General features: G+C 60.9%; 19 protein-coding genes. 12 read left to right on the top strand and 7 right to left on the bottom strand.

Going from position 1 to position 21,151, the window contains the following annotated elements; translation table 11 throughout:
- Nucleotides 1–11: 11 nt before the first annotated feature.
- Nucleotides 12–281 (bottom strand): hypothetical protein, encoded by a 270-nt coding sequence (locus tag OHL16_RS08335; RefSeq protein ID WP_263366652.1) that lies wholly within the window; start codon nucleotides 279–281, stop codon nucleotides 12–14.
- Here OHL16_RS08335 and OHL16_RS20275 point away from each other — a divergent pair.
- The 4 genes from OHL16_RS20275 (at nucleotide 237) to OHL16_RS20280 (ending at nucleotide 4,543) form a co-directional block, all read left to right on the top strand.
- Nucleotides 237–386, top strand: coding sequence for a Trm112 family protein (locus OHL16_RS20275; protein ID WP_396127189.1), 150 nt, complete (start codon nucleotides 237–239; stop codon nucleotides 384–386). The two genes, OHL16_RS08335 and OHL16_RS20275, sit on opposite strands and share 45 nt — an antisense overlap.
- Before the next feature lie 166 nt (nucleotides 387–552).
- Entirely contained in the window at nucleotides 553–801 is a 249-nt protein-coding gene (locus OHL16_RS08340) for a hypothetical protein (RefSeq protein WP_263366653.1), read from the top strand.
- Nucleotides 802–916: 115 nt separating this feature from the next.
- Complete coding sequence (locus OHL16_RS08345) at nucleotides 917–4,021, top strand: phosphoenolpyruvate carboxylase (RefSeq protein WP_263366654.1); 3,105 nt, start codon at nucleotides 917–919, stop codon at nucleotides 4,019–4,021.
- Nucleotides 4,022–4,036: 15 nt separating this feature from the next.
- Nucleotides 4,037–4,543 carry a DUF2199 domain-containing protein gene (locus OHL16_RS20280; protein ID WP_396127164.1) on the top strand — a complete coding sequence of 169 codons (507 nt, stop codon included), beginning with the start codon at nucleotides 4,037–4,039 and terminating at the stop codon, nucleotides 4,541–4,543.
- A gap of 21 nt (nucleotides 4,544–4,564) precedes the next feature.
- Here the strand turns inward: OHL16_RS20280 and OHL16_RS08350 are convergent, their stop codons facing one another.
- Nucleotides 4,565–4,954 (bottom strand): STAS domain-containing protein, encoded by a 390-nt coding sequence (locus tag OHL16_RS08350; RefSeq protein WP_263366655.1) that lies wholly within the window; start codon nucleotides 4,952–4,954, stop codon nucleotides 4,565–4,567.
- Nucleotides 4,955–5,093: 139 nt separating this feature from the next.
- Between OHL16_RS08350 and OHL16_RS08355 the strand changes: the two genes are divergently transcribed.
- Both OHL16_RS08355 and ligA read left to right on the top strand, forming a co-directional pair.
- Complete coding sequence (locus tag OHL16_RS08355) at nucleotides 5,094–5,534, top strand: hypothetical protein (protein WP_263366656.1); 441 nt, start codon at nucleotides 5,094–5,096, stop codon at nucleotides 5,532–5,534.
- A gap of 128 nt (nucleotides 5,535–5,662) precedes the next feature.
- Nucleotides 5,663–7,768: an NAD-dependent DNA ligase LigA gene (gene ligA / locus OHL16_RS08360; protein WP_263367434.1), complete on the top strand. Its 2,106-nt coding sequence runs from the start codon at nucleotides 5,663–5,665 to the stop codon at nucleotides 7,766–7,768.
- Nucleotides 7,769–7,911: 143 nt separating this feature from the next.
- Here the strand turns inward: ligA and OHL16_RS08365 are convergent, their stop codons facing one another.
- The 4 genes from OHL16_RS08365 to OHL16_RS08380 form a co-directional block, all read right to left on the bottom strand.
- Entirely contained in the window at nucleotides 7,912–9,396 is a 1,485-nt protein-coding gene (locus OHL16_RS08365; protein ID WP_263366657.1) for a beta-lactamase family protein, read from the bottom strand.
- Between the two features lie 287 nt (nucleotides 9,397–9,683).
- The gene (locus tag OHL16_RS08370) at nucleotides 9,684–9,830 is read right to left on the bottom strand and encodes a hypothetical protein (RefSeq protein WP_263367460.1); all 147 of its coding nucleotides are present in this window, start codon (nucleotides 9,828–9,830) and stop codon (nucleotides 9,684–9,686) included.
- Nucleotides 9,827–10,309 carry a hypothetical protein gene (locus OHL16_RS08375; RefSeq protein WP_263366658.1) on the bottom strand — a complete coding sequence of 161 codons (483 nt, stop codon included), beginning with the start codon at nucleotides 10,307–10,309 and terminating at the stop codon, nucleotides 9,827–9,829. The genes OHL16_RS08370 and OHL16_RS08375 overlap by 4 nt, the downstream gene beginning before the upstream one ends.
- A gap of 591 nt (nucleotides 10,310–10,900) precedes the next feature.
- The gene (locus tag OHL16_RS08380; protein ID WP_263366659.1) at nucleotides 10,901–14,338 is read right to left on the bottom strand and encodes a TonB-dependent receptor; all 3,438 of its coding nucleotides are present in this window, start codon (nucleotides 14,336–14,338) and stop codon (nucleotides 10,901–10,903) included.
- A gap of 249 nt (nucleotides 14,339–14,587) precedes the next feature.
- Between OHL16_RS08380 and OHL16_RS08385 the strand changes: the two genes are divergently transcribed.
- The 6 genes from OHL16_RS08385 to OHL16_RS08410 all read left to right on the top strand — a co-directional run bounded on the left by OHL16_RS08385 (nucleotide 14,588) and on the right by OHL16_RS08410 (nucleotide 20,411).
- A complete protein-coding gene (locus tag OHL16_RS08385; RefSeq protein ID WP_263366660.1) occupies nucleotides 14,588–15,658 on the top strand; it encodes a hypothetical protein in 1,071 nt (356 codons plus the stop codon).
- A complete protein-coding gene (locus OHL16_RS08390; protein ID WP_263366661.1) occupies nucleotides 15,655–15,951 on the top strand; it encodes a hypothetical protein in 297 nt (98 codons plus the stop codon). The genes OHL16_RS08385 and OHL16_RS08390 overlap by 4 nt, the downstream gene beginning before the upstream one ends.
- 71 nt (nucleotides 15,952–16,022) lie before the next feature.
- Entirely contained in the window at nucleotides 16,023–16,385 is a 363-nt protein-coding gene (locus OHL16_RS08395) for a cupredoxin domain-containing protein (protein ID WP_263366662.1), read from the top strand.
- 3 nt (nucleotides 16,386–16,388) lie between these two features.
- Nucleotides 16,389–16,874, top strand: a complete 486-nt coding sequence (locus tag OHL16_RS08400) for a c-type cytochrome (protein WP_263366663.1) — start codon at nucleotides 16,389–16,391, stop codon at nucleotides 16,872–16,874.
- 61 nt (nucleotides 16,875–16,935) lie between these two features.
- Nucleotides 16,936–17,937 (top strand): phosphoenolpyruvate carboxykinase (ATP), encoded by a 1,002-nt coding sequence (locus OHL16_RS08405; protein WP_263366664.1) that lies wholly within the window; start codon nucleotides 16,936–16,938, stop codon nucleotides 17,935–17,937.
- Nucleotides 17,938–17,945: 8 nt separating this feature from the next.
- Nucleotides 17,946–20,411: an MFS transporter gene (locus tag OHL16_RS08410; protein ID WP_263366665.1), complete on the top strand. Its 2,466-nt coding sequence runs from the start codon at nucleotides 17,946–17,948 to the stop codon at nucleotides 20,409–20,411.
- 16 nt (nucleotides 20,412–20,427) lie between these two features.
- On the opposite strand, the gene OHL16_RS08415 is transcribed toward OHL16_RS08410, so the two are convergent.
- Nucleotides 20,428–21,147 carry a cupredoxin domain-containing protein gene (locus OHL16_RS08415; RefSeq protein WP_263366666.1) on the bottom strand — a complete coding sequence of 240 codons (720 nt, stop codon included), beginning with the start codon at nucleotides 21,145–21,147 and terminating at the stop codon, nucleotides 20,428–20,430.
- Between the last annotated feature and the right edge of the window lie 4 nt (nucleotides 21,148–21,151).

Genomic DNA, 21,151 nt, shown 5'->3' on the forward strand with positions numbered 1-21,151 from the left:
ACGCTCTTTGTCTACGCCACGTCACAGCCGCGTCGCAGAGCCGTCTTGCCTTTTGCGCCCTCTGCGTTCACCTTTGCGCCCTCTGCGTTCACCTTTGCGCCCTCTGCGTTCACCTTTGCGCCCTCTGCGTTTGCCTTTGCGCCCTTTGCGTTCGCCTTTTTGCCGCACAGCAGAGGAATCTGCTGCTCTGGCCGCAACGCTCTCCAACGTAAGATAAATACATGCCCCAGCGCCCCATGACGCCGGAAGACCTTAGCCGCCTCGTCTGTCCTGTCTGCCACCAGGCTCTGCGTCTCGAGTCAGGCCACGTCGTTTGCATCGGCTGTGCGCGCCGTTATCCCATTCTCGACGGCATTCCTGTCCTCCTCGCCGAGCGAGCCAGCTAAAAACCATTCACAACAGGGAACTTGCCCCTCCCCGCTCTGCATACCTATTCTCACGGCTTCGACCCGCGTAACAGCGTCGCCGAAACTTGTATCCTCGCGCTGACTCCTGCGTCTAATGAGTGGAAGGTAATATTAATAGAAGGTTAATCGTCAGGAGGACCGGGCCATGATTCAAGCCAAGCCAATCGAGATTGAAAAGTTTCCCGAAGCAGATCTGACTGGCTTGCGCGAAGAGCTTCTGCACGCAGGACTTGACTCCTGGCAAGCCGCGGATCTCATCCTTATCTATCTTGCCGGCAAGGGCTATGGCGTCTCCAACCACGCCGCCCGCCGCACCGCCACTCGGCTCGAATCCGCTGGATACAACGTCCAGCGCATGAAGGAAGAGCTCGAGCAGATCGCTCTCGTGATGTAAGCGCGCAAACCTGCGCACCACAGTAGAGGTTGATCGGGGCACGGCATCCGCCGTGCCTTTTTGTTTTCCGTGCCCACCAGCAAAAAGCTGCCTTCCCGCAAGGCATAATCAAAGCATGCCGTCTCTCTGGTCTCCATCCACCTGGCCGCAGCGGCTCGCGGAGCTGCAGGCGCCCACCGGCGAGCTCAAGGAAGCTCCCCTGCGTCGCGACGTCCGCTCGCTCGGGATGCTGCTCGGCGAGGTCCTGCGCGAGCAGTCCGGCGACTCCCTCTTCGCCGCCGTCGAAGACCTGCGCCGCACCGCCATCGCCGGCCGCGAAGCCGCCTCCCGCGGCGACTCCACCGCCGCACGCGGCCTCCTCGACCAGGCCCTCGCCCGCGTCCACGAGCACTCCAACGACCTCACCACGGCCTACCGGCTCGCCCGCGCCTTCAGCTTCTACTTTGAGCTCATCAACCTGGCGGAGACGAACCACCGCAAGCGCCGCCGGCTCTCCACCAGGCTCAACCAGCAGGGCACGCCCCAGCGCGGAGAGCTGCGCGGAACCCTCCGCCGTCTCCGCGAGGCTGGCCTCGACGCCGCGCAGACCCGCGAGTTGCTCTCCCACATCTGCATCACGCCGGTCTTCACCGCGCACCCCACCGAGGTCGCGCGCCGCTCCGTCATGTTCAAGCGCCGCCGCATCTCGGACATCCTCGAGCAGCTCGACCGCATCCCCGTTCCCGAGCCGCAGCTCGAATCGCTCGAGCGCGAGCTCACCGCCGAGATCACCTCACTCTGGCAGACCGACGACGTCCGCAGCGCGCGCCCCACCGTCCGCGACGAGGTCCGCATGGCCCTCGACTACTACGAGACCAGCCTCTTCGACACCCTCCCCGTCCTCTACACCGAGGTAGCCGCCGCGCTGCACTCCGAATACCCGGCCGCAGGCGAAGCTGTCATTCTGAGCGGAGCGAAGAACCCCCGCATTTCGTCCGAAGCGCCACGAACCTCTCCGGAGAAGTTACAAGCCGCCACCCCCTCCATCGCCGACCTCCCGCAACTCATCTCCTTCGGTTCCTGGATCGGAGGCGACCGTGACGGCAACCCCTTCGTCACCCCGCAGACCACGCGCGAAGCGCTCGCCATGGCCCACGCGCTCCTGCTCACGCACTACCGCCGCCGCCTGCAGAATGTGTTCGAGCAGCTCGGCAGCTCCACCCAGCAGGTCCCCGTCTCCGACGAGGTCGACAAGCTCCTCAAGCACTACCTCTCGCAGCTCCGCGCCGCCGGCCAGAGCGCCCTCGAAGAGCGCTTCCACTTCGAGTACCTGCGCCTGCTCATCGCCTGCATCATGATGCGTCTCGGAGCCACGCCGCAGAGTGCCGTGCCTCTACCGCTCAATCCCGCGCTCGCACCCTACACCCGCGCCGCCGACCTGCTCAGCGATCTCACCGTCCTGCGCAACAGCCTCGTCGAAAACCGCGGCCAGCGCCTCGCCGAGCTCCTCATCGACCCGCTGCTCGTCGAAGTCCGCACCTACGGCCTCCATCTCCAGACCCTCGACATCCGGCAGCATGCGCGCGTCCACGCCACCGCCATAGACGAGATCGCCGGCTGCTCCGACCCGGCGGCAGAGCCCACCCTCCAGCTTCCACCGTCCCTCTCCCCCCAGACCGCCGAGGTCCTCGAGACCTTCCGCACCATCGCAGAGCTCAAGCTCACGTACCCTCCCGAGGCCATCCGCCAGTACATCATCAGCGGAGCCACCAGCGCCGCCGACGTCCTCAACGTCATCCGCCTCGCGCGCATCGGCGGCGTCCGCGTCGAAGGCTCCCTCGACCCCGGAGACTCCGACCCCGGCCTCATGCCCGTCCCTCTCTTCGAGTCGATCGAAGACCTGCAGAACGCACCCGACATCATGCGCGCGCTCTGGTCCAGCGAGGCCTACCAGCCCCTGCTCGCCAGCTGGCGCCACAACCAGGAGGTCATGCTCGGCTACTCCGACTCCAATAAAGACGGCGGCATGATCACCAGCACCTGGGAGATCTGGAAGGCGCACCGCGCGCTGCACGAGGTCGCGTCTGACTGCGGCGTGCACCTTCGCCTCTTCCACGGCCGCGGAGGAACCGTCGGCCGCGGCGGCGGGCCCACCCACCGCGCCATCTACGCCCAGCCCGTCGACAGCTTCACCGGCGAGCTCCGCCTCACCGAGCAGGGCGAGGTCCTCAACTGGAAATACTCCGACGTCGTCCTCGCCGAGCGCAATCTGGAGCTGATGATTGCCGCCTCACTCGACGCGCTCGCCCGCCCCGACGCCATCCTCCAGCACCAGACCAACACAGCCAACACAGCGCCTTCTACCCCCTACTCCCTACCCCCTACCCCCTGCCCTCATCTCACCGGCGAGATCACCCCCGAATGGGAATCCGCCATGGAGCAGCTCTCCACCGTCTCCTACGACTTCTACCGCAAGCACATCGTCGACAACCCCGACACCTTCACCTACTTCACGCAGGCCACTCCCGTCGCCGAGCTCGAACACGCCCGAATCGGTTCCCGCCCCGCCAAGCGCACCGGCAAGAAGACCATGGCCGACCTCCGCGCCATCCCCTGGGTCTTCGGCTGGATGCAGTCGCGCCAGCTAGTCCCCGCATGGTTCGGCGTAGGCCACGCCCTTCAGCATTTCATCCAGCACAACACCCCGGGTGCCCCATCCTTGTCGCAGCTTCACCGCGACAAGGGTGGGAAAGAATCCAGCATCCCAGCCACCGAACCGGGTTTGCAGGATTCATCCACACGAGAGATTCCCCAATCCACCAATCTCGCACTCCTCCAATCCATGGCCTGTGGCTTCCCGCTCTTCATCGACATCCTCCGCAACGTCGAGATGGCGCTCGCCAAATCCGACTTCGGCATCGCCCACCTCTACGCCTCGCTGGTCGAGGATGAAGCCCTCCGCAACCGCGTCTTCACCACCCTCGAAGCCGAGTTCGACCTCACCCGCCGCATGCTCCTCGCCATCACCAAACAAAAGACGCTGCTCGAGACCAACCCCGTCCTCGAGCGCTCGATCCGCCTGCGCAACCCCTACGTCGACCCGATGTCACTCATCCAGGTCGAGCTCATCCGACGCAAGCGAGCCGCCATAGCACAAGGCCAACCCGACTCCCCCGAACTCAACCGCGCCATCAGCGCGACGATCAATGGCATCAGCGCGGGACTCCGCAACACTGGCTGATATATTCAGCCTGACATGTCTTATACCTGTAGCGTTTGCAATGAGACCCATCCTGGTCCTCCATATGTTTGGGGACCCGGACCCGAAGCACCTGACGCGTGGAATCGCGCAACAGCATCCCGACAAGAGGACGGAGAGTTAGGCACGGACCAGTGCGTCTTCCCAGATGGTGATAAACCGAGATGCTTCGTAATTGGCCGCCTAGAAATTCCAGTTGTTGGAGAGCAGGAGCCATTCGCGTGGCTGGTTTGGGTTGAGGTTCAGGCGAGCGATTTCTTTGGCATGAGTGAAAAGTGGCATCAAGAAGGACGTGAGACCACACCACCCTACAGCGGCCTTCTGGCAAATCATCTTTCAATCTATGAGCATGAGACTCTTGGGTTGCCCATCCGCTTGCACACGAGATCGGTAGGCGAGCGACCATATATCGAGGTTATTGGCGAACATCAATTGCAATCTGAACAGCGAAATGGCATCCCCGAGTCGCGAGTTCGGGAGATTGCAGAGCGTTTGAGCCACTGACCCCAACGCAATAAATCGCGCTTATGGCCGATCGGCCTCTTCGACGCTCGCAATCATCGGAAACAGATTCTCCGTCTTCGTCATCTGAAAGAGTTGCAGAATGCGAGGACTCACTCCCGCAGCAAACAGCCGAATCCCTTTGCTCTGACACCGCACATAGTGGCTGACGATCATGCCGAGGCCGGCGGAATCCATGTACGGCACCTCGGTCAGATCGAGAATATGAACCGCCTCGCTCCCGCCGTCTGCCTCCGACTCGAAGGTGTTGCGGAGCGCAATCGGCGACAGCGAGCCGTGCATGTCGCGCGCCGTAAAAGGTCCGGACAACCGGAAGATCACCGTCCCGGGCACTTTGCCTTGGCTGCGTTCGATGGTGAACTTTGTACTCTTCCAGATTTGAGATACCGTCATATGCGGAATCGTGAACTCCTTTCAAAAGGCCTGTCAGTGCGGGAGATCAGCGTATCATCTTCCTCATTCCCATCGTCGATTCTCGCAATATGGGCGAATTCAAAATCTCGAGACCAAGCGTCATCTATCCTTGTAAGGGATGCACCCCCTCCCCACAACTGAGCCCGAGATCGACGCCTTCCTCGCGGCGTTCGAGGACTGCACGCTCCCCAAATCCCGCTGGACGCACAGCGCCCATCTCTTCACCGGAGCCTGCTACGTCCACGCCCACGGCCCGGCGCTCGCCACCGATCTCATGCGCGAGCGTATCAAGCGCTACAACCTCGCCGTCGGCGGCCAGAACACCCCCACCAGCGGATACCACGAGACCATCACCGTCGCATGGATCAAGCTCCTGGACCGCCTCCTTCGGACTGTCCGCGACTCCGCACCCATCACCCGCGCCGACTTCGCCGCGCTCGCCGTCGAACGCTACGCCCACGACCGCCACATCTTCCGCGAGTACTACGACTTCGACCTCGTACACTCCACCGAAGCCCGCGCCCGCTGGATCCCACCCAACCTCCGCGACTTCGACTGATCTCATTCCGCAAAAACACGGCTAACCGACCGCGGATCATCACGGAGTTCACGGATTTAAAACAATTGTCTCTGTTCTTATCCGTGCTTATCCGCGATCATCCGTGGTCGAACTTTATAATCCTCCTCATGGCGGCCACGCCCGAACAACAGATCAACTCCCTCCGCGACGAGCTGCGCCACCACGAGCATCTCTACTACGTCCTCGACTCGCCCTCCATCTCCGACGCTGAGTACGACGCGATGATGAACCGTCTCAAGGCGCTCGAGGCCGACCACCCCGCGCTCATCACCCCCGACTCGCCCACGCAGCGCGTCGGAGGCAAGCCCCGCGAGGGCTTCGCCAAAGTCGCGCACTCCCGCCCCATGCTCTCGCTCGACAACGCCTACAACGAGGACGAGCTCCGCGCCTGGGACAAGCGTGTTTGCGACGCCCTCCCCGCCAGCGACCCGCCGAGTTATGTCTGCGAGCTGAAACTCGACGGCCTCTCGCTCGCGCTTCACTACTCCGCAGCCGCACACGGAGCCGCCCAGCTCGAACGCGGCCTCACCCGCGGCGACGGAACCATCGGCGAGGACGTAACCACCAACGTCCGCACCATCCGTTCCGTCCCGCTCAGCATCCCCGCGACAAAACTCAAAGCCGCTCATCTGCCTGCATCGTTCGAAGTCCGCGGCGAGGTCATCCTCCCGCAGACCGCCTTCGTCAAAATGAACGAAGACCGCGTAGCCCAGGGACTCGCCCCCGCGGTCAATCCGCGCAACGCCGCCGCCGGAACCATCCGCACCCTCGAGCCCAACATCGTCGCGCAGCGCCGCCTCGACTTCTACGCCTACTTCCTCCTCCGCGACGGCGAGCCGCTCCTCCCGCTCCACTCCGAGACCCTCAAGGCCCTCGCCACGATCGGTCTCCGCGTCAACACCCACTGGCGCACCGCCAACACCATCGACGAAGTTCTCGACTTCATCGCAAACGCCGAGCCCCTCCGCGACACCCTCGGCTACGAGATCGATGGCGTCGTCATCAAGGTCGACTCCGCCGCGCAGCAGCGCCGCCTCGGCTTCACCGGCAAGGCTCCGCGCTGGGCCATCGCCTACAAGTTCCCCGCGCGCGCCGCAACCACGCGCCTCGACGACGTCCTCTTCCAGGTCGGCCGCACCGGTAAGGTCACGCCCGTCGCCGCGCTCGCGCCCATCTTCGTCGGAGGCACCACGGTCTCCCGCGCCACGCTCCACAACGCCGACGAGATCGAGCGTCTCGGCGTCCGAATCGGCGACCTCGTCGAGGTCGAGCGCGGAGGCGACGTCATCCCCAAGATCACCCGCGTCGTCGAGGAACCCAACGCAACAACCGCCCGCCACAAGATCACCTTCCCCGCCGACTGCCCGCGCTGCAAAACCCCGCTAGTCCGCGAAGAGGGCGAGGTCGACTTCCGCTGCATCAACGCCAGCTGCCCCGCGCGCCTCGAAGAAGAGCTCCGCCACTTCGCCTCGCGCTCCGTCATGAACATCGAAGGCCTCGGCGAAGTCATGGTCTCGCAACTCCTCGGCCACACCATCGCCGAGCATGAAGCCGAAGCATCCATGGGACAGAACGGCGACGCGCCTACCGAAGCTCCCACGCGCAAGGCCCTCGTTCACTCCCTCGCCGACATCTACCACCTCAAAAAAGAAGACCTCCTCCATCTCGAACGCATCGGTGAGAAGACAGCCGACTCGCTCCTCGAACAGATCGAAAACTCAAAGAAGCAGCCGCTCAACCGCGTCCTCCTCGGCCTCGGCATCCGCCACGTCGGCGAGCGCACCGCGCAGGCCCTCGCAGAGGAGTTCGGCAGCATGGACGCGCTCATCGCCGCGAGCGTTGAAGACCTCACCCGCATCAACGACGTCGGCCCCAAGGTCGCCGAGGCCATCCGCGAGTTCTTCGACAACAGGAAAAACCTCGATCTCGTCGAACGCCTCCGCAAAGCCGGACTCACCTTCACCGCGGAGAAGCGCGTCCGCGGAACCAGGCTCGAAGGCCTCACCTTCGTCCTCACCGGCACGCTCCCCACTCTCACCCGCGAGGAAGCAAAAGAAAAGATCGAAGCCGCCGGAGGCCGAGTCTCAGGCTCCGTCAGCAAGAAGACCGACTACGTAGTAGCCGGAGAAGAGGCCGGCTCCAAACTCGACAAAGCCAACGCCCTCGGGGTCAAAGTCCTCGACGAAGCCGCCCTCCTCGAACTCTTAGGCTAGAACCCCATCTCATAAATGCCTCTGGTCGGTGAAGCTTGGCACGATTACTTCCGGATTGCCGACAATACACCGGCTACGCGGTCAATGAGCGCATTGCCCTGTTCCCAACAGTTGAGAAGGACCGACGATTTACCACTGCGACTTCAGTGCTGTGGACTCCTGTCCAGCCGATGATGACCCATGGGAGTGATAAACTCCACGCCGGTGACGTTCTGCTGCGAGTCGTAAAGGAAAGACAGTTCCTGCGGTCCATCAAGGACGAAGAACCGCGTGGGCGATTCCGGGTAAAGCCGGGCGGCGGGCGATCCAGACGGAATCTCTGCCGTAAGATGGTCGTCCTCCAGAGCCACCTTGATATAGGCATAGGTTCCGACGTAAGCACCCATAATAGAGGCCGGAAGGTCCACAACAGAGTGTTCAATTGACTTGAAATCGGGAAAGTCATATACCGTTCCTGCACTGCGAATGACTTCTTCTGCGAGCTCTCCGCCTCCACCGCCGCTGGTCATTACGACAATGCCGTTGCCGTCGAGATACTCCACCATGTCGTCTTGAAAAAATGCTGACCCCTCGTGACGGATATAAGGATTTTCTTGGCTACCACCGACTTCGAAACCAAGCCCCCATCGCCTGGGTGAGGTAATGCCCTTGTCAGGCGAAACCATCATGCGTACGGTTTGCTGCTGAAGGACCTTGTGCGATTGTCCGTCGTATTCGCTCTGAACTTCCAGGAGAAATTTTGCCAAATCGGTAGCTGTGGACCAGAGCCCACCGGCAGCCAAGTTCGGTTCCACGAACTTTGATGGAGGGACTGACAGTTTTCCGTCTGCTCCATAGGCTGTGGCCGCACGCGCGCGCCATTTCAACGGAAGTGGCGCGTCGAAGGTGCTGTGCTTCATCCCGATCGGGTCGAGCACAGTTCGTTTCATGTATGGGGCGAACGATTCTCCCGTGACATCTTCGATCAGCAGGGAAAGCACGAGATAGCCACCGTTGGAATAAGCGAACTTCGTGCCTGGGACGGCCTCAACACGAACTGGCGGCGTTCTCGCGGGCTTCTCACCCTCCAGAAGTTGAAGCAGTGTGGGTATCGGTGAACTAGGGTCATAGATTTCGCCGTTATGTGTCCCGATGCCCGAAGTGTGGTTGAGAAGTTCACGGACCGTGACCTTCTGCTTCACGGTGAACTGATTGTCCGGAATCTTCCATCGTGTCAGGTACTGATTGACGTTCGCATCCAGATCGATCTTGCCCTGTTCCACAAGTTTGAGTACTCCAAAGGCCGTAACGGGTTTCGCAATGGAAGCCGCTCCGAACAATGTCTCTGTCGATACGGGCACGCCTTCAATGGAGCAAACGCAATAAGCCCGCGCCCAGTCGATCGCGCCATTTCGGATGGCAGCGATACTCACTGCGGGAACGCCGAGCGCCTTCATCTGTGAGTCCAGATTCATATCGTCAGTCTTGCCGCCGCGAATGGCGACGTACCGAGAAAGGCGACCCTGCACAGCCTGCATACGCTGTTGAGCAGACTGAGCCGTTTGACTGTGGATCTGGGGTACCAACAGAGCGCAGAGATATGCGAATAAGTACGCGTTAGTCAGATTCTTACCCTCAAAGATATTCATCGTGGACTCGACCCTCGCTCGTATTCCAAATCATTGACAAGAGTTTGCTCTCTGCCGCCAGATCATCATAATCAAGCCCGAATCGACTCACGGTTCGCGCATAATCGCCAACGCACTCATCGATGGCGTTCTTGCCGTATTACCGGCAATACGGAAGTTCACCGAGGCCAGCGAACCCGGCTTGCTGAATTATGAGATAGGTTCTAGTCAAAAAACCGAGTGCCCCATCTTCGGCGCGGCTTCATCGCGCCTAAGGTGGGCAATCGCGCGAAGCAAAGTCATGTACCCTATGTTTCGCCTTTTGGCGGAGTGGACGACGATGCAGGTTTGCCCTTCGGCGCGGGAGGCGAAGCTGGCACTACGGTCGTAGCTGCGCGGCCGAGCAGATCGTGGAAGGCTTCGGGCGTTGGATCGGGAATGGGTTTCTTTTTCATTCCCCACGCACCCGCTTAATCATCGGTTCTACGATGTAATGCGCCGCTCTCTCTGGCGTCATCATGACACCTCTACCGTCCTCGCTATACAAGCCGATTGCCCCGTCGCCGCGTTCTCCGAAAGGCAGCCTGAATGTATCGCCGTGCAACGTATGACAGCGAATGAATTGCTGACCTATTAAATGAAACACGTCGGTATACGTGATCTCGGGACGAAAGCCCATCTGTGTGATATTGATGCGAAGTTTGTTCTCAAACTCCGGATCGACGTGGACAGAGACAGAGGCGGCGATATGGAGACCGGCGTTCTCTTGGAGTTTCCGCTCGGCTTCCTTTAGCTCCAGCACCAATTGATGCCAGTATTCCAGTATCCTCGCCTGAACTCGCAAAGACGAAGCAGCGTTAGCCTGAAGACGAGCCTCCGCGACACTCTTGCCATGAATCTGCTTTTCTGCGATTTGATCTACCCAATGCGCCATTTTAGTTCCCTAGCCACTCATTTTGAGCGAAGCAGAGGACACTTTCAAGTGCTTTATTTTCATCAAGATATTCGCCTATTAGAAACTGCGATTTTCATGTCAATCCTTCACGTTCTTCCAATACCGCGTATGGGCTGGGTGGCCCACATCTGACCCTGCCACGATCGGGTGCCCCATCTTCGGCGCGGTTTCATCGCGACTAAGGTGGGCCATTTTCGCGGCAGCGAATCCTGACCCCAAAAATCCAACCATGTAGCAGGTCACCCAGTGGGCCACCACAGAAAATCTGTCAAGCCCCCAAACCACTCAACCCAAACAAAACAAACCACATCGCCGTGGCAGAGTAGTTCCCCAAACTTGCTACAATAGAAATAGAAGAAGCCCCGGCATAACCGGGGCTTTCCTGTTTTTCAACCCGCAACTGGCAACCTGCAACCAACAACTCCCAGCAACCCGTTTATTTTGAATACTTTGACAACAAGCCGTTTAGATAGAATACCTTACACTGCAAGTCCTAGGCTAAAGCCAATGCAATGAATATTTTACGCAAAAACACCCGGGAAGGGGGTATCTCCTGTTCACAGACTCGCGTCAGAAGGCATACTTCAGCGCAAACTGAATGATTCTCGGGTTGGCGGTGGTCGAGGTGATCAGTCCGAACGCCGCGCCGGCCACGCGGTTGCTGATCGGCCCGCCGAAGTTTGCCGTGTTGGTGAGGTTGAAGAACTCTGTGCGGAACCTCAAAGTGCCGGCCTCGCGGAGAGGGAAGGTCCTCTCCAGCGCGAAGTCGATGTTCCGCTGCCACGGTGCACGCAGAATTCCGACGCCGCAGTTGCCGAAGTCCGTGCCGTCGCCGATGGCCGGCGCATCGGTGAAGGCGGCAGGATTGAGGTACCCGTTGAGGCGCGAGAACAGCGAACCCGACGTGCCCGGATTGATGCCCGTGCACTCCGCGCGATTGAAGCCGGAGAGGTTCCCGTAGATGCTGCCCGCGTTGCTGTCAATCGCCGTCACTGGGGTTCCAGACTCCACCACTGTAACCGTGGAAAGCAGCCAGTTGGAGACTGCCTGGCGCACGGCCATCGGCGCGGTGGCAAGCCGTGGAGTGGTGTAGACGAGGCTGAGCACGCCGCGATGCGTACGATCAAAGTCGTCCAGCCCGCGCGCCTGGCTCTGATTGTGCTGGTCGTTGGTCAGGAAGCCAAGCTCGAAGTTCGACAGCCCGCCTGAGCCACTCGTCGTATTGAGGTTCTTCGACCACGTGTAGCTGCCGAGAAACTCGAGGCCGTGCGAGAGCCGTTTCGTCACGCTGGTCTCAAGCCCGTTGTAGCGCGTGTCAAAAGCTGTCTTGCAGGTATAGGAGCCCTGCGCGATTCCCTCGTAGGGCAGGCGCTGTACGATGTTCTCGAGCGTGTTCGTCGTCTCTCCGTTCACCGGACTCTGCGGACTTGCCAGCAGCGCCTGATTGAACTCGATGCAGCCCGGAACGTGCGTCGACTTCGCGCCGACGTAGCCGACCTCCAGGAGAAGGTTCTGCGAGATTTCGTACTGGAGGTTGAGGTTGTACTGCTGGATGTAAGGATCGTGCAGGCGCGGATCGATCGCCGCCAGCGATAGGCCTCCACCGGGGACGCGCGGCAGGAAGATGGGGAAGCTCGAGTTTGGCGGCAGCGCCGGAACATAGGGGTTCGCAAACGACGCGCCTGCGTTCTGAGCGCCCTGCAACGACTGCTTGAAGGAGAACGGAGGCTGCCCGACGGTCTGCTCGGCGAGATCGCCGGACATGCGGTCGTAGTAGATGCCGTAGCCCCCGCGAAGCACGAGCAGAGGCGAGTTCAGCACTCTGGCCGCAAAGCCGATGCGCGGCGAGATATCGCTGTAGTTCGCGGCCCAGAGCCCGTTGTGCGATGACTTGATCACGTCCTGCGGCAGCGGCCCCTTGTAGTTCGCCGGCAGGATGAAGCCGCTCAAGGAGCCGCTCTCTGGAACCGACAGCGAAGCGATAGTGGGGTCGAAGGTTGGGAGCCTGCCGTGCGTGTCCGACGGCGGGCCAAAGATCTCATAACGCAGACCGAGGTTGAGCGTTAGTCGTGGGTTCAGCCTGAAGTCGTCCTGCACGAAGCCGGCGAAGTCGGTGTAGCGCTCGTCCTTGCGGAAGATGCCCGACGAAGCGGTCGAGGCGAAGATGTTGCTGATCGTGCTGCCGTTCTGTGTGGCGTTCTGGCCGACCAGAAAGTCGGGCAGCGTCCGGAACTCCAGAAAGCCATCGCTCACAAAGGGGACGTCCACGTCGACCTCGTGGCGCTTGGCTTCGACGCCGAGGCGCAGGCTGTGCAGCCCGTGCGTGATGGACACGGTGTCCTGCCACACATAGGTGTTGGTGTTCTGGTAGTAGTGGGGCTGGCCCGCCGTACCGATGGTGAACAGACCATCGATCGTGAGGCCGGGAGTCTCGGGCAGGTCTCCGGGCGTAGCCATGCCGACATCGGAGGCGTTGATGGGCTGGGCGATCACAGCGATGCCGTCAAAGCGTATAAACCCGAAGCGTGCGACGTTCACAACGCGGGAGTTGAACACATGCGTGTCTGCGAGAACAAACATGTCGTTCTGGTCGAGTTCGTTGGTTCCCCATCCCGGCACGGTCGCGCCGAAGGGAGAAAACGGCTCGTTCGTCGTCGCACGCGAGTAGAAGAACCTGCCGGCGAGCTGGTTCTTCTCTGTCACGACGTAGTCGAGATTTCCCGTGTACTGGTCCTCGCGGTACTTAGCCGGGATCGAGAAGGTCGATTCGCCGATCGGCAAGCTCGCCGAATCGGCCGGCAGCAACGTCTGAGGGCTCGGAATCGCATACTGGCCATTTGGATACTTAAAGTTGAGAAACTTCAATGCGACCGGATTGATGTTCGATCCATCGCAGGCGATCTGCGCACCGCCGGCGAACGTCTGGTAGCCGGGATTGCCGGGATGATTTGCCGGGCAGAACTGCGCGCCGAGAGCCGCGGCGGAGCGATCGCTCCCCAGTTGCGGAAGAATCGCCGTCACCAGCGAGAGGCTTGAATCGCCGTTGCGCTGCGTCGAGCTCTGGTACGCGGCAAAGAAAAACAGCTTATCGCGCCGAATGGGCCCGCCGATCGTGAATCCAAACTGGTTCTGCTTCAGCACCGGCCTCGGCTGTCCGTTCTGCTTGGCGAAGAAGTCGTTCGCGTTCAGCACATCGTTGCGCAGATACTCCCATGCGCTGCCATGCCACCGGTTGCCGCCAGCCTTGCTGATGACGTCGACGTTGGCGCCTGCGCCTCTGCCATAGCCAGCGTCGAACCCGCTGGTCTGCACCTTGAACTGCTCGATCGTGTCCGGAGCCGGAATCGCGGTGCCTACTTCGGCCTGATATCCGGTGGCTGAGTTTTGCGACAGATTGTTGGCGTCGATGCCATTGAACTGAATGTTGTTCGACGTCGTCTTGTTCCCGTTCGCAGAGACGTTCTGGCTGTTCCTCCCCAGCGCCGCGGCATTGGCCAGCTCCACCACGACTCCGGGCGATAGCGCGATGATCTGCGTGTAGTTGCGGTTTGCAAGGGGCAGCGACTGGATCGTCTCCTCATTGACGACGCGCCCCAGCATTGAGTTCTCAAGCTGCGCCAGGTCTGGATCGCTGGTGACTTCGAGGCTCTGACTTGTCGCTCCCACAGCGAGCCTGAGCTCCGCCGTCGCCGTCTCGCTCGCGTTCACCTGCACGCCCTTCATGACCCCCACGGCGAATCCCGCAGCCTCCGCCGAGATCGAGTACGTCCCCGGCAGCAGCAGCGAGACCCGAAATACTCCCTCTACTGAGGCCATCGCGCGCCGCGCAACATGCGTCTCCTCGTTGACCACCGTCACCTGAGCCTTGGCGAGCGCCGCGCCGGAGGGATCGGTCACGGTTCCTGCAATCGCGCCGGTGCCCGGCGTCTGCGCACGGAGCGCGCTGCTCGCTATCAGCAAAACAACTGCGCGTGCAATCCAAGCGCACCGCCTAATTGAACTCTGCATGATCATGCCTCAACACTTGTGTGGATTCTGCCTTCGAGAACCAAGTATTGGCCACGCACCCTGCCGAATTTGTCACGATTGTGTCTCCATTTCGCGCAATCTTTGTCATTCGGCAGACTTTGACAAACCGCTGACAATGCTATGACAAATCGCCCTACGCGCCTTTCCTATACTCAAGCTCGTTCACCGTGCTGGAGACGTTGCCTCTCGCGCAGGTGATCGACCACAATAAGCGGCGGGAAGGCCCTCGTGCGAATCCGAATTCAACGAAAGCTCGCTCACCTCACGCAAGCTCTCGCGCTGTGCACGGGGTTCTGGGTCTCCGCCGCTGCGCAGGAGTCACCCGCCCCCGAGAACCACGCCGGCTATGTTCCGGTTATTTCGGGAGGCGCGGGCTACATCCACAACGTCAACGGCGGTGTCACCAGCCTCGTACCTGAGATCGCTCCTGTCCTTCTTGTGCCCTTTGGCTCGCACGTGCTGCTCGAATCCCGCACTGACTTCACGGGCTTCTTCCAGCGTGAGGAACAGACACACGGCCCGTTCAAGGGCAAGGTCTTCACGACCGTCGATTTCGCACAGATCGACTGGCTGGCCAACACGCACGTCACCTTCACCGCAGGAAAGTATCTGCTCCCGTTCGGCCTCTTCAATGACCGGCTCGTTCCGTTCTGGATCCGCAACCTGCAGGACGCCCCCATCACCGCCGCCATCGGTACGCGCAACAGCGGCGCTGGCGATGGCTTCATGCTGCGCGGAGTGGTCGTGCAGCGCCCCGCCTACTCCATCCAGTACACCAGCTACTTTTCCGCTCGCAGCGATATACACCAGCTTGAGGCAGCGCGCACCGCTGGCGGCGATTGGAGCATCTACTTCACCCGCGTCCGCCTCGAAGCCGGAGTCTCCTATCAGCGCTTTCTGCAGGACCGCAACATCAACAGCGTGGCGACTTACGTCACCTGGCAGCCGACATCCGTGCCACTCGATATCAAGGCCGAGGGCGACTACAGCTACAACGGCCGCGGCTACTGGATCGAATCCGCCTATCTCTTGCAGCAGGCTCCCATTCCGGCCTTCTTCCGCAAGACCCAGATCGTCGGCCGCATGCAGCAGTTCTTTCCCACGAACGGCGGAGGGAACTCCCTCCCGCGCGTGGACACACAGCGTGTCGACTTCGGCCTGAACTACTACGTGCGCGACGACCTCCGCTTGATCTCCAATTACGGTCGAAGCTTCAGCTCGCAACGCGACGCTAATGTCTGGAACTTCGGCTTTACGTACCGATTCCTATTTCCGCTGTGGCCGGGGAGGAAGAAATGAAGCGGGTCATCCTCTGTACTTTCATCGCCCTGTCTCTGGCCGGCCTTGCCGTTGCCGAGGAGAAATCAAAGACCGCGTTACCTTCAACAGCGCGCGGCCAGACCGCCACTTCGCAGACGCATAATGACCAACGCACCGGCGACGATGTCTTTAAGGCCAACTGCTCTCGCTGCCACATGCCGCCTATGGCTCTCTCTCCTCGTCTAACCGGAACAGTGATCATGCACATGCGTTCGCGCGCGCGCCTCTCGCGCCGCGACGAAGAGCTTCTGCTGAAGTACATGGCACCTTGATCTGCCAAGCAACCACAGGACAGTCGCAGAACAATCGCAGACCAACATACCCCAGGAAACGGAGACCCGAAGTGAAGAAATTTTATCGAAGCCTGCTTACATTGTTTATCGGTGGCCTTATGACACAGGCTCTCCCTCTGTGTCACGCGGAGACGCCCAACCGCACAATTGAGGTCCATGCGCACCGGTTTGCTTTTGTCCCGTCGGAGATCACGCTCAAACCCGGTGAGACGGTCACGCTGCACCTCATCTCGGACGATGTTACCCACAGCCTTTTGATTCCCGGGCTCAGGATTAACCAGGTGGTCAGCAAAGGCCATCCCGAAGACGTCATCGTTACGCCCAGCAGCACAGGCGACTTCCGCGGCGAGTGCGGCACCTTCTGCGGCGGAGGTCACGGAAAGATGCTTTTTGTGGTCCATGTTAAGGAATAGTCGATGCGCCGCTCTTTCGTTGCCGTCATCGGATGCGCCGCACTCGCCCTCGCCGGCTGCAGGGCCACTCCGCCTGGCCGTGCTGAGACTGCTGTTATGCAGTGGACCAAGCGCAACATCACGGTGAAAGGCACGCACGACAAGAACCCCATCGCTGCCACGGCCGAAAGCATCGAAGCCGGCAAGCATGCCTTTGGTTTCTACTGCGTCGTCTGCCACGGCCGCGACGCGCAGAACACCGGCGTTCCCTTTGCCGCGAGCATCTCGCCGCCCATCCCGTCGCTTGCATCGACTGAGGTCCAGCGATACACCGACGGGCAACTGAAATGGATCATCGAAAACGGCATCTCGCCCTCAGGCATGCCAGCCTCAAAAGGCATCCTCAGCGGGGACGATATGTGGGCCATCGTCGTCTACCTTCGCCATCTTCCACCCGCCGGCAGCCTCGGCGAACCACGCGCTTACTCCGGTGAGGAATATGCCAAGTAAATCGCGCACAACACAACTCGAAGCCGATGCCACCTACTCTTCCCTCCGGAGAATACAGAGCATGATGACACGCCGCACCGCAACGGAACCGCTCCTGCCAACCGCAGTCGACCCGATTCTCGCCAAGGCAGGCCTTCCGCTGCGCGCCACCTTTTTCCCGCTCGGCTTTCCTGTGGAGGTAGCCACCAACTCGCATGCAGTTCTCGCTGCGGCCAGAGAAAGCTGGGGCCGCTTCCAGAGGCGATCCGCACATACACCGCTGACAATCTGTCTCGGCGTCGCCTCCGACGCCGATGCTTCTTCCTCGCTTCCTCCTGCTCCGGTCTGCCGCGCTCGAGGCCACCTAATGTCTCACATCGCTGACGCCTACAACTTCATTCACTGCGATCTCCACACCGGCTTCTCCTTCGGATGGATCACTCCGCAGACGGCTGAGTCTCCTCTCTACCTTCGTTATCACCTCCTTGAATGTGCGGCGCTGTGCATGATCGCCGCACTGCGCGCCACACCACTGCACGCTGCCTGTGTCACTGTCTCCGGGCACGGCATGCTTTTCTGCGGCGACTCCGGAGCAGGCAAGTCCTCGCTCGCCTTTGCCGGCGCACGCTCTGGCTGGACCTTCACGAGCGATGACTCCAGCTATCTCCTCCTCGACTGCGACAGAACCATTGTGGGCAACTGTCATCAGCTCCGGCTCCGCGATTCCGGCACGCAACTCTTCCCGGAGCTGGAAGGCCGCACCGTCACGCCACGCGCGACCGGCAAGCCCTCCATCGAGATCCCAACGGCAGAGCTCCCAGGGTTTCTCACCTCGGAGTCCGCAAGCATTCAATCCATCGTCTTTCTCAATCGCAGCAACGTACGGACCCCTGAACTCGTCCCGTATCCGTGGGAGAAAGCAAATGCCTGGTTCCAGCAGTTTCCTTACGACACTGCTTCAACACGCGCCGCGCAACAAGCAGCGCTCTCACATCTGCTCGAGGTTCCGATCTTTGAGCTTCGCTACACAGGTTTGGATTGGGCTATCGACCGGCTCAACACGCTCGCGCTGACAGGAAGCTAGGCCCCTAAATGAATGCGCCCGCTCGAGATATCGAGAAGATTGCGCACGTCCCGCATGAGGTGGCGGCGTTACTCTCCGCTTTGCGCCTGAGTGATCCGGACCTTGCGCCTCTCAGGCGCCTTTCCGATGACGAGTGGAAGAGCCTGCTTGCCTTCTGCGACATCGCACATCTCGCACTACCGCTGGCGCAGCTTTCGATGGATGGATTTCCGTGCTGGGTTGTCGAGCGCCTCCAAACCAACCTGGCCGACAATGCACAGCGTTTCGAGCGAATCAAGGACGTCTACCGTGAAGCGGCTGAGGCGCTGCACGGCTCAGGCGTCGAGCACATCGTCATCAAGGGCTTCACGCAGGCCCCCAACTACGTTGCGTCTCCGCGCCTCCGCTCGCAGTCCGACCTGGACCTCTTCTGCCCTCCGGGACAGGTCGCCGCCGCGCAGGCCGCGCTTGAGGCGATCGGCTACAGCTCCGCGCAGTCACCCAGGGACGGACGTGCCGATCATGTGCCTGCGCTGGTCCGCCCCGGCAAATGGGAATGGAAGGGGAATCCGTACGATCCGGAGATGCCTCTCGGAATCGATCTCCACTTCTACTTATGGAACGAGCCGGCGGCTCTCTTCTCCGTGCCGGTGAACGGCTTCTGGGAGCGGCGTGTCACACGCGCGGTCGAAGGCCTCACGTTCTCCGCGCTCCATCCCGTCGATCAGCTCGGCTATCTCGCGCTGCACATCCTTCGCAACATCCTTCGCGGAGACTGGATCATCCACCTCGTTCGTGAGCTGGCCGTCTTCCTTCACGCTCACGCGAGCGACGACGTGTTCTGGGCGAAGTGGGCCGAGATGCACGACGCCTCGCTGCGAGCCTTCGAAGGAATCGCCTTCTACTACGCGCGCGACTGGTTCGGCTGCGAGCTGCACCTTCAGGCAGAGAACGCAATCGCGAGTCTTCATCCCTCTCAGCTTCAGTGGCTCAACCGCTTCTCCAGCACGGGCCTCGAGAACATGTTCCGCCAGAATAAAGACGCTGTGTGGCTCCACATGACGTTCCTCTCATCCGCGCGGGAGAGGGGTACGATCCTCAAACGGGCTTTCTTTCCGGCTCAGATCTCCTCCGTCGACTCACCCGCCGTGCAGACCAGGAACAAGCGACGCGTCCAATCAAACGGCAACCATCGCTGGCTGCAATACATCGCCTATCTGGGCGCCCGCTCGAACACGTATGCCCGGGCCGACCTCAGCGCGCTCTGGCGCGGATTTCAGTGGTGGTTCTCACGGCACCAACTCTCTCCGCAGTTCCTGCTCTTTCTGGCTTCCTCGTTCTTCTTCAACCTTGGGCTCTCGATCTATTTCTTCCTCTTCAATCTCTTTCTCATCAGCAACGGCTACACCGAGCGGAACCTCGGTCTCATCACCAGCGCGATGGCTGCCGGCAGCCTTGCGGGAGCCATCCCTGCGGGCAGGCTCGTTCAGCGGATAGGCCTGCGTCCGGTCCTGCTCACATGCTTTTGCTCTGCCATCGCCATCAGCTCCATGCGGGCACTTCTGCTCTCGTTCACTGCACAGCTGGCTCTGGCCTTTCTCGCGGGATTCACGCTCTCGGCGTGGGCCGTCTGCCTCTCACCAGCCGTTGCACAGCTCACCAGCGAGAAGCAGCGCCCAACGGCCTTCAGTCTTCTCTTCGCTGTCGGTATCGGCCTTGGAGCCGTCGGCGGAATGGCAGGCAGTCGACTACCTGATTGGTTCACCCAGCATCACCTGTTCCTGCATTCGCGTCAGCCGGCCCAGATCGTCCTTCTCCTCTCGTGCGGTATTGTGGCACTCGGCATCTGGCCCGCGACAAGGCTTCGCTTTGTTCGCGCGACTGCCACCCAGCGATTGCGGCCTGCGCTCTCCCCGTTCCTGCTCCGCTATCTCCCGGCCATCTTTGTCTGGAGCCTCGTCACCGGCTCATTCTCTCCCCTCGCTAACGTCTACTTCGCGCGCCACCTGCACATGACGATGCATCAGATCGGCAACGCTTTCTCAATCTCACAGGTGGTGCAGATCGCCGCTGTGCTGGCCGCTCCCATTCTCTTCCGTCGCTGGGGACTTATCACGGGAATCGTCTCCACGCAGATCGCAGCTTCTCTTGTGCTCCTCATCCTAGCCTCGATCAGCCATCCACTCGCCGCGACCGCCGCTTACGCCGTGTTCTGCGCCTTTCAGTGGATGAACGAACCCTGCCTCTACAGCCTGCTTATGAACATGGTCCCCTCCGAAGAGCGAGGCGGAGCCTCAGCCTCCAACAGCCTCGCTATCTCGACCTCGCAGATTATCGCTGCAGCGCTCGCGGGACAGGCCTTCGCACGCTATGGCTACCCTTCAGTCCTGCGGGCCATCGCGCTGTTCGCGCTGCTCGCAGCCACGCTCTTCTGGAACCTGCAGAAGACGCCCCACCGGAAGTCCGTGCCGGTCCTCGACGATATTCCGGGTTGATTCACACTCCATGCAGCTAGTACGGCGAACCGGGCTCCGGATGGTAATCCTCGCCGAACTTATTTTTGTGGTCGGCCAAGGGACTCGCAGCGGCCTCCAGAACGATCTCGCCGAGGTTGACCCTGTCGCCGGAGACACGCACGGTTCGCGGAAGCTCATTCGCCGTGGGCTTCGCGCGTTCGCTCCAGACCTGCAGCCGGTAGCTTCCCGGAGGAACCCCGTGAATCACCACTTCGCCGTCTGCTCCCGAAACCACATAGAAAGGCGTGCTCAGCGACAGGACCACTGCGCCCATCTGCGGGTGAATATTGCAGAAGATGTAGGACACACCCTCGCGATCAAATCTCACGGACCGACTCGTTCCCGACTCATACAGGCCAAGATCAAAGCGCTTGCCGTTGAACAGCGAAAACACGTTGTGAAAGAAGGGATCGGCGTTGGGAAATTCAACATTGCTGCCAGTTGGAACGATCAGCAGATGCGGAGTGAATTGCTTACCTTTCTGCAGCAGCCTGTAGGGAGCGTGCGGCGGGGCCGAAATCCTGGCTGGCAGCGGCTGCATCGGCGACAACCAGACGACTACGTCCGAGGAAACTGGACCCTTGCGTGGGTCTCCGGATCGCCGCTCCTCGTGAACTACGATCTTCGCCGACACATCCGCTCCCTGCCCCAGTGCAGGAATGGCCATCGAGACGATAGAAGCGCAAACGAACCTCGAACAAAACGTCCAGCGCACAATG

This window comes from Edaphobacter bradus, from assembly GCF_025685645.1.
In the GTDB taxonomy this organism is placed as follows: Bacteria; Acidobacteriota; Terriglobia; order Terriglobales; family Acidobacteriaceae; genus Edaphobacter; species Edaphobacter bradus.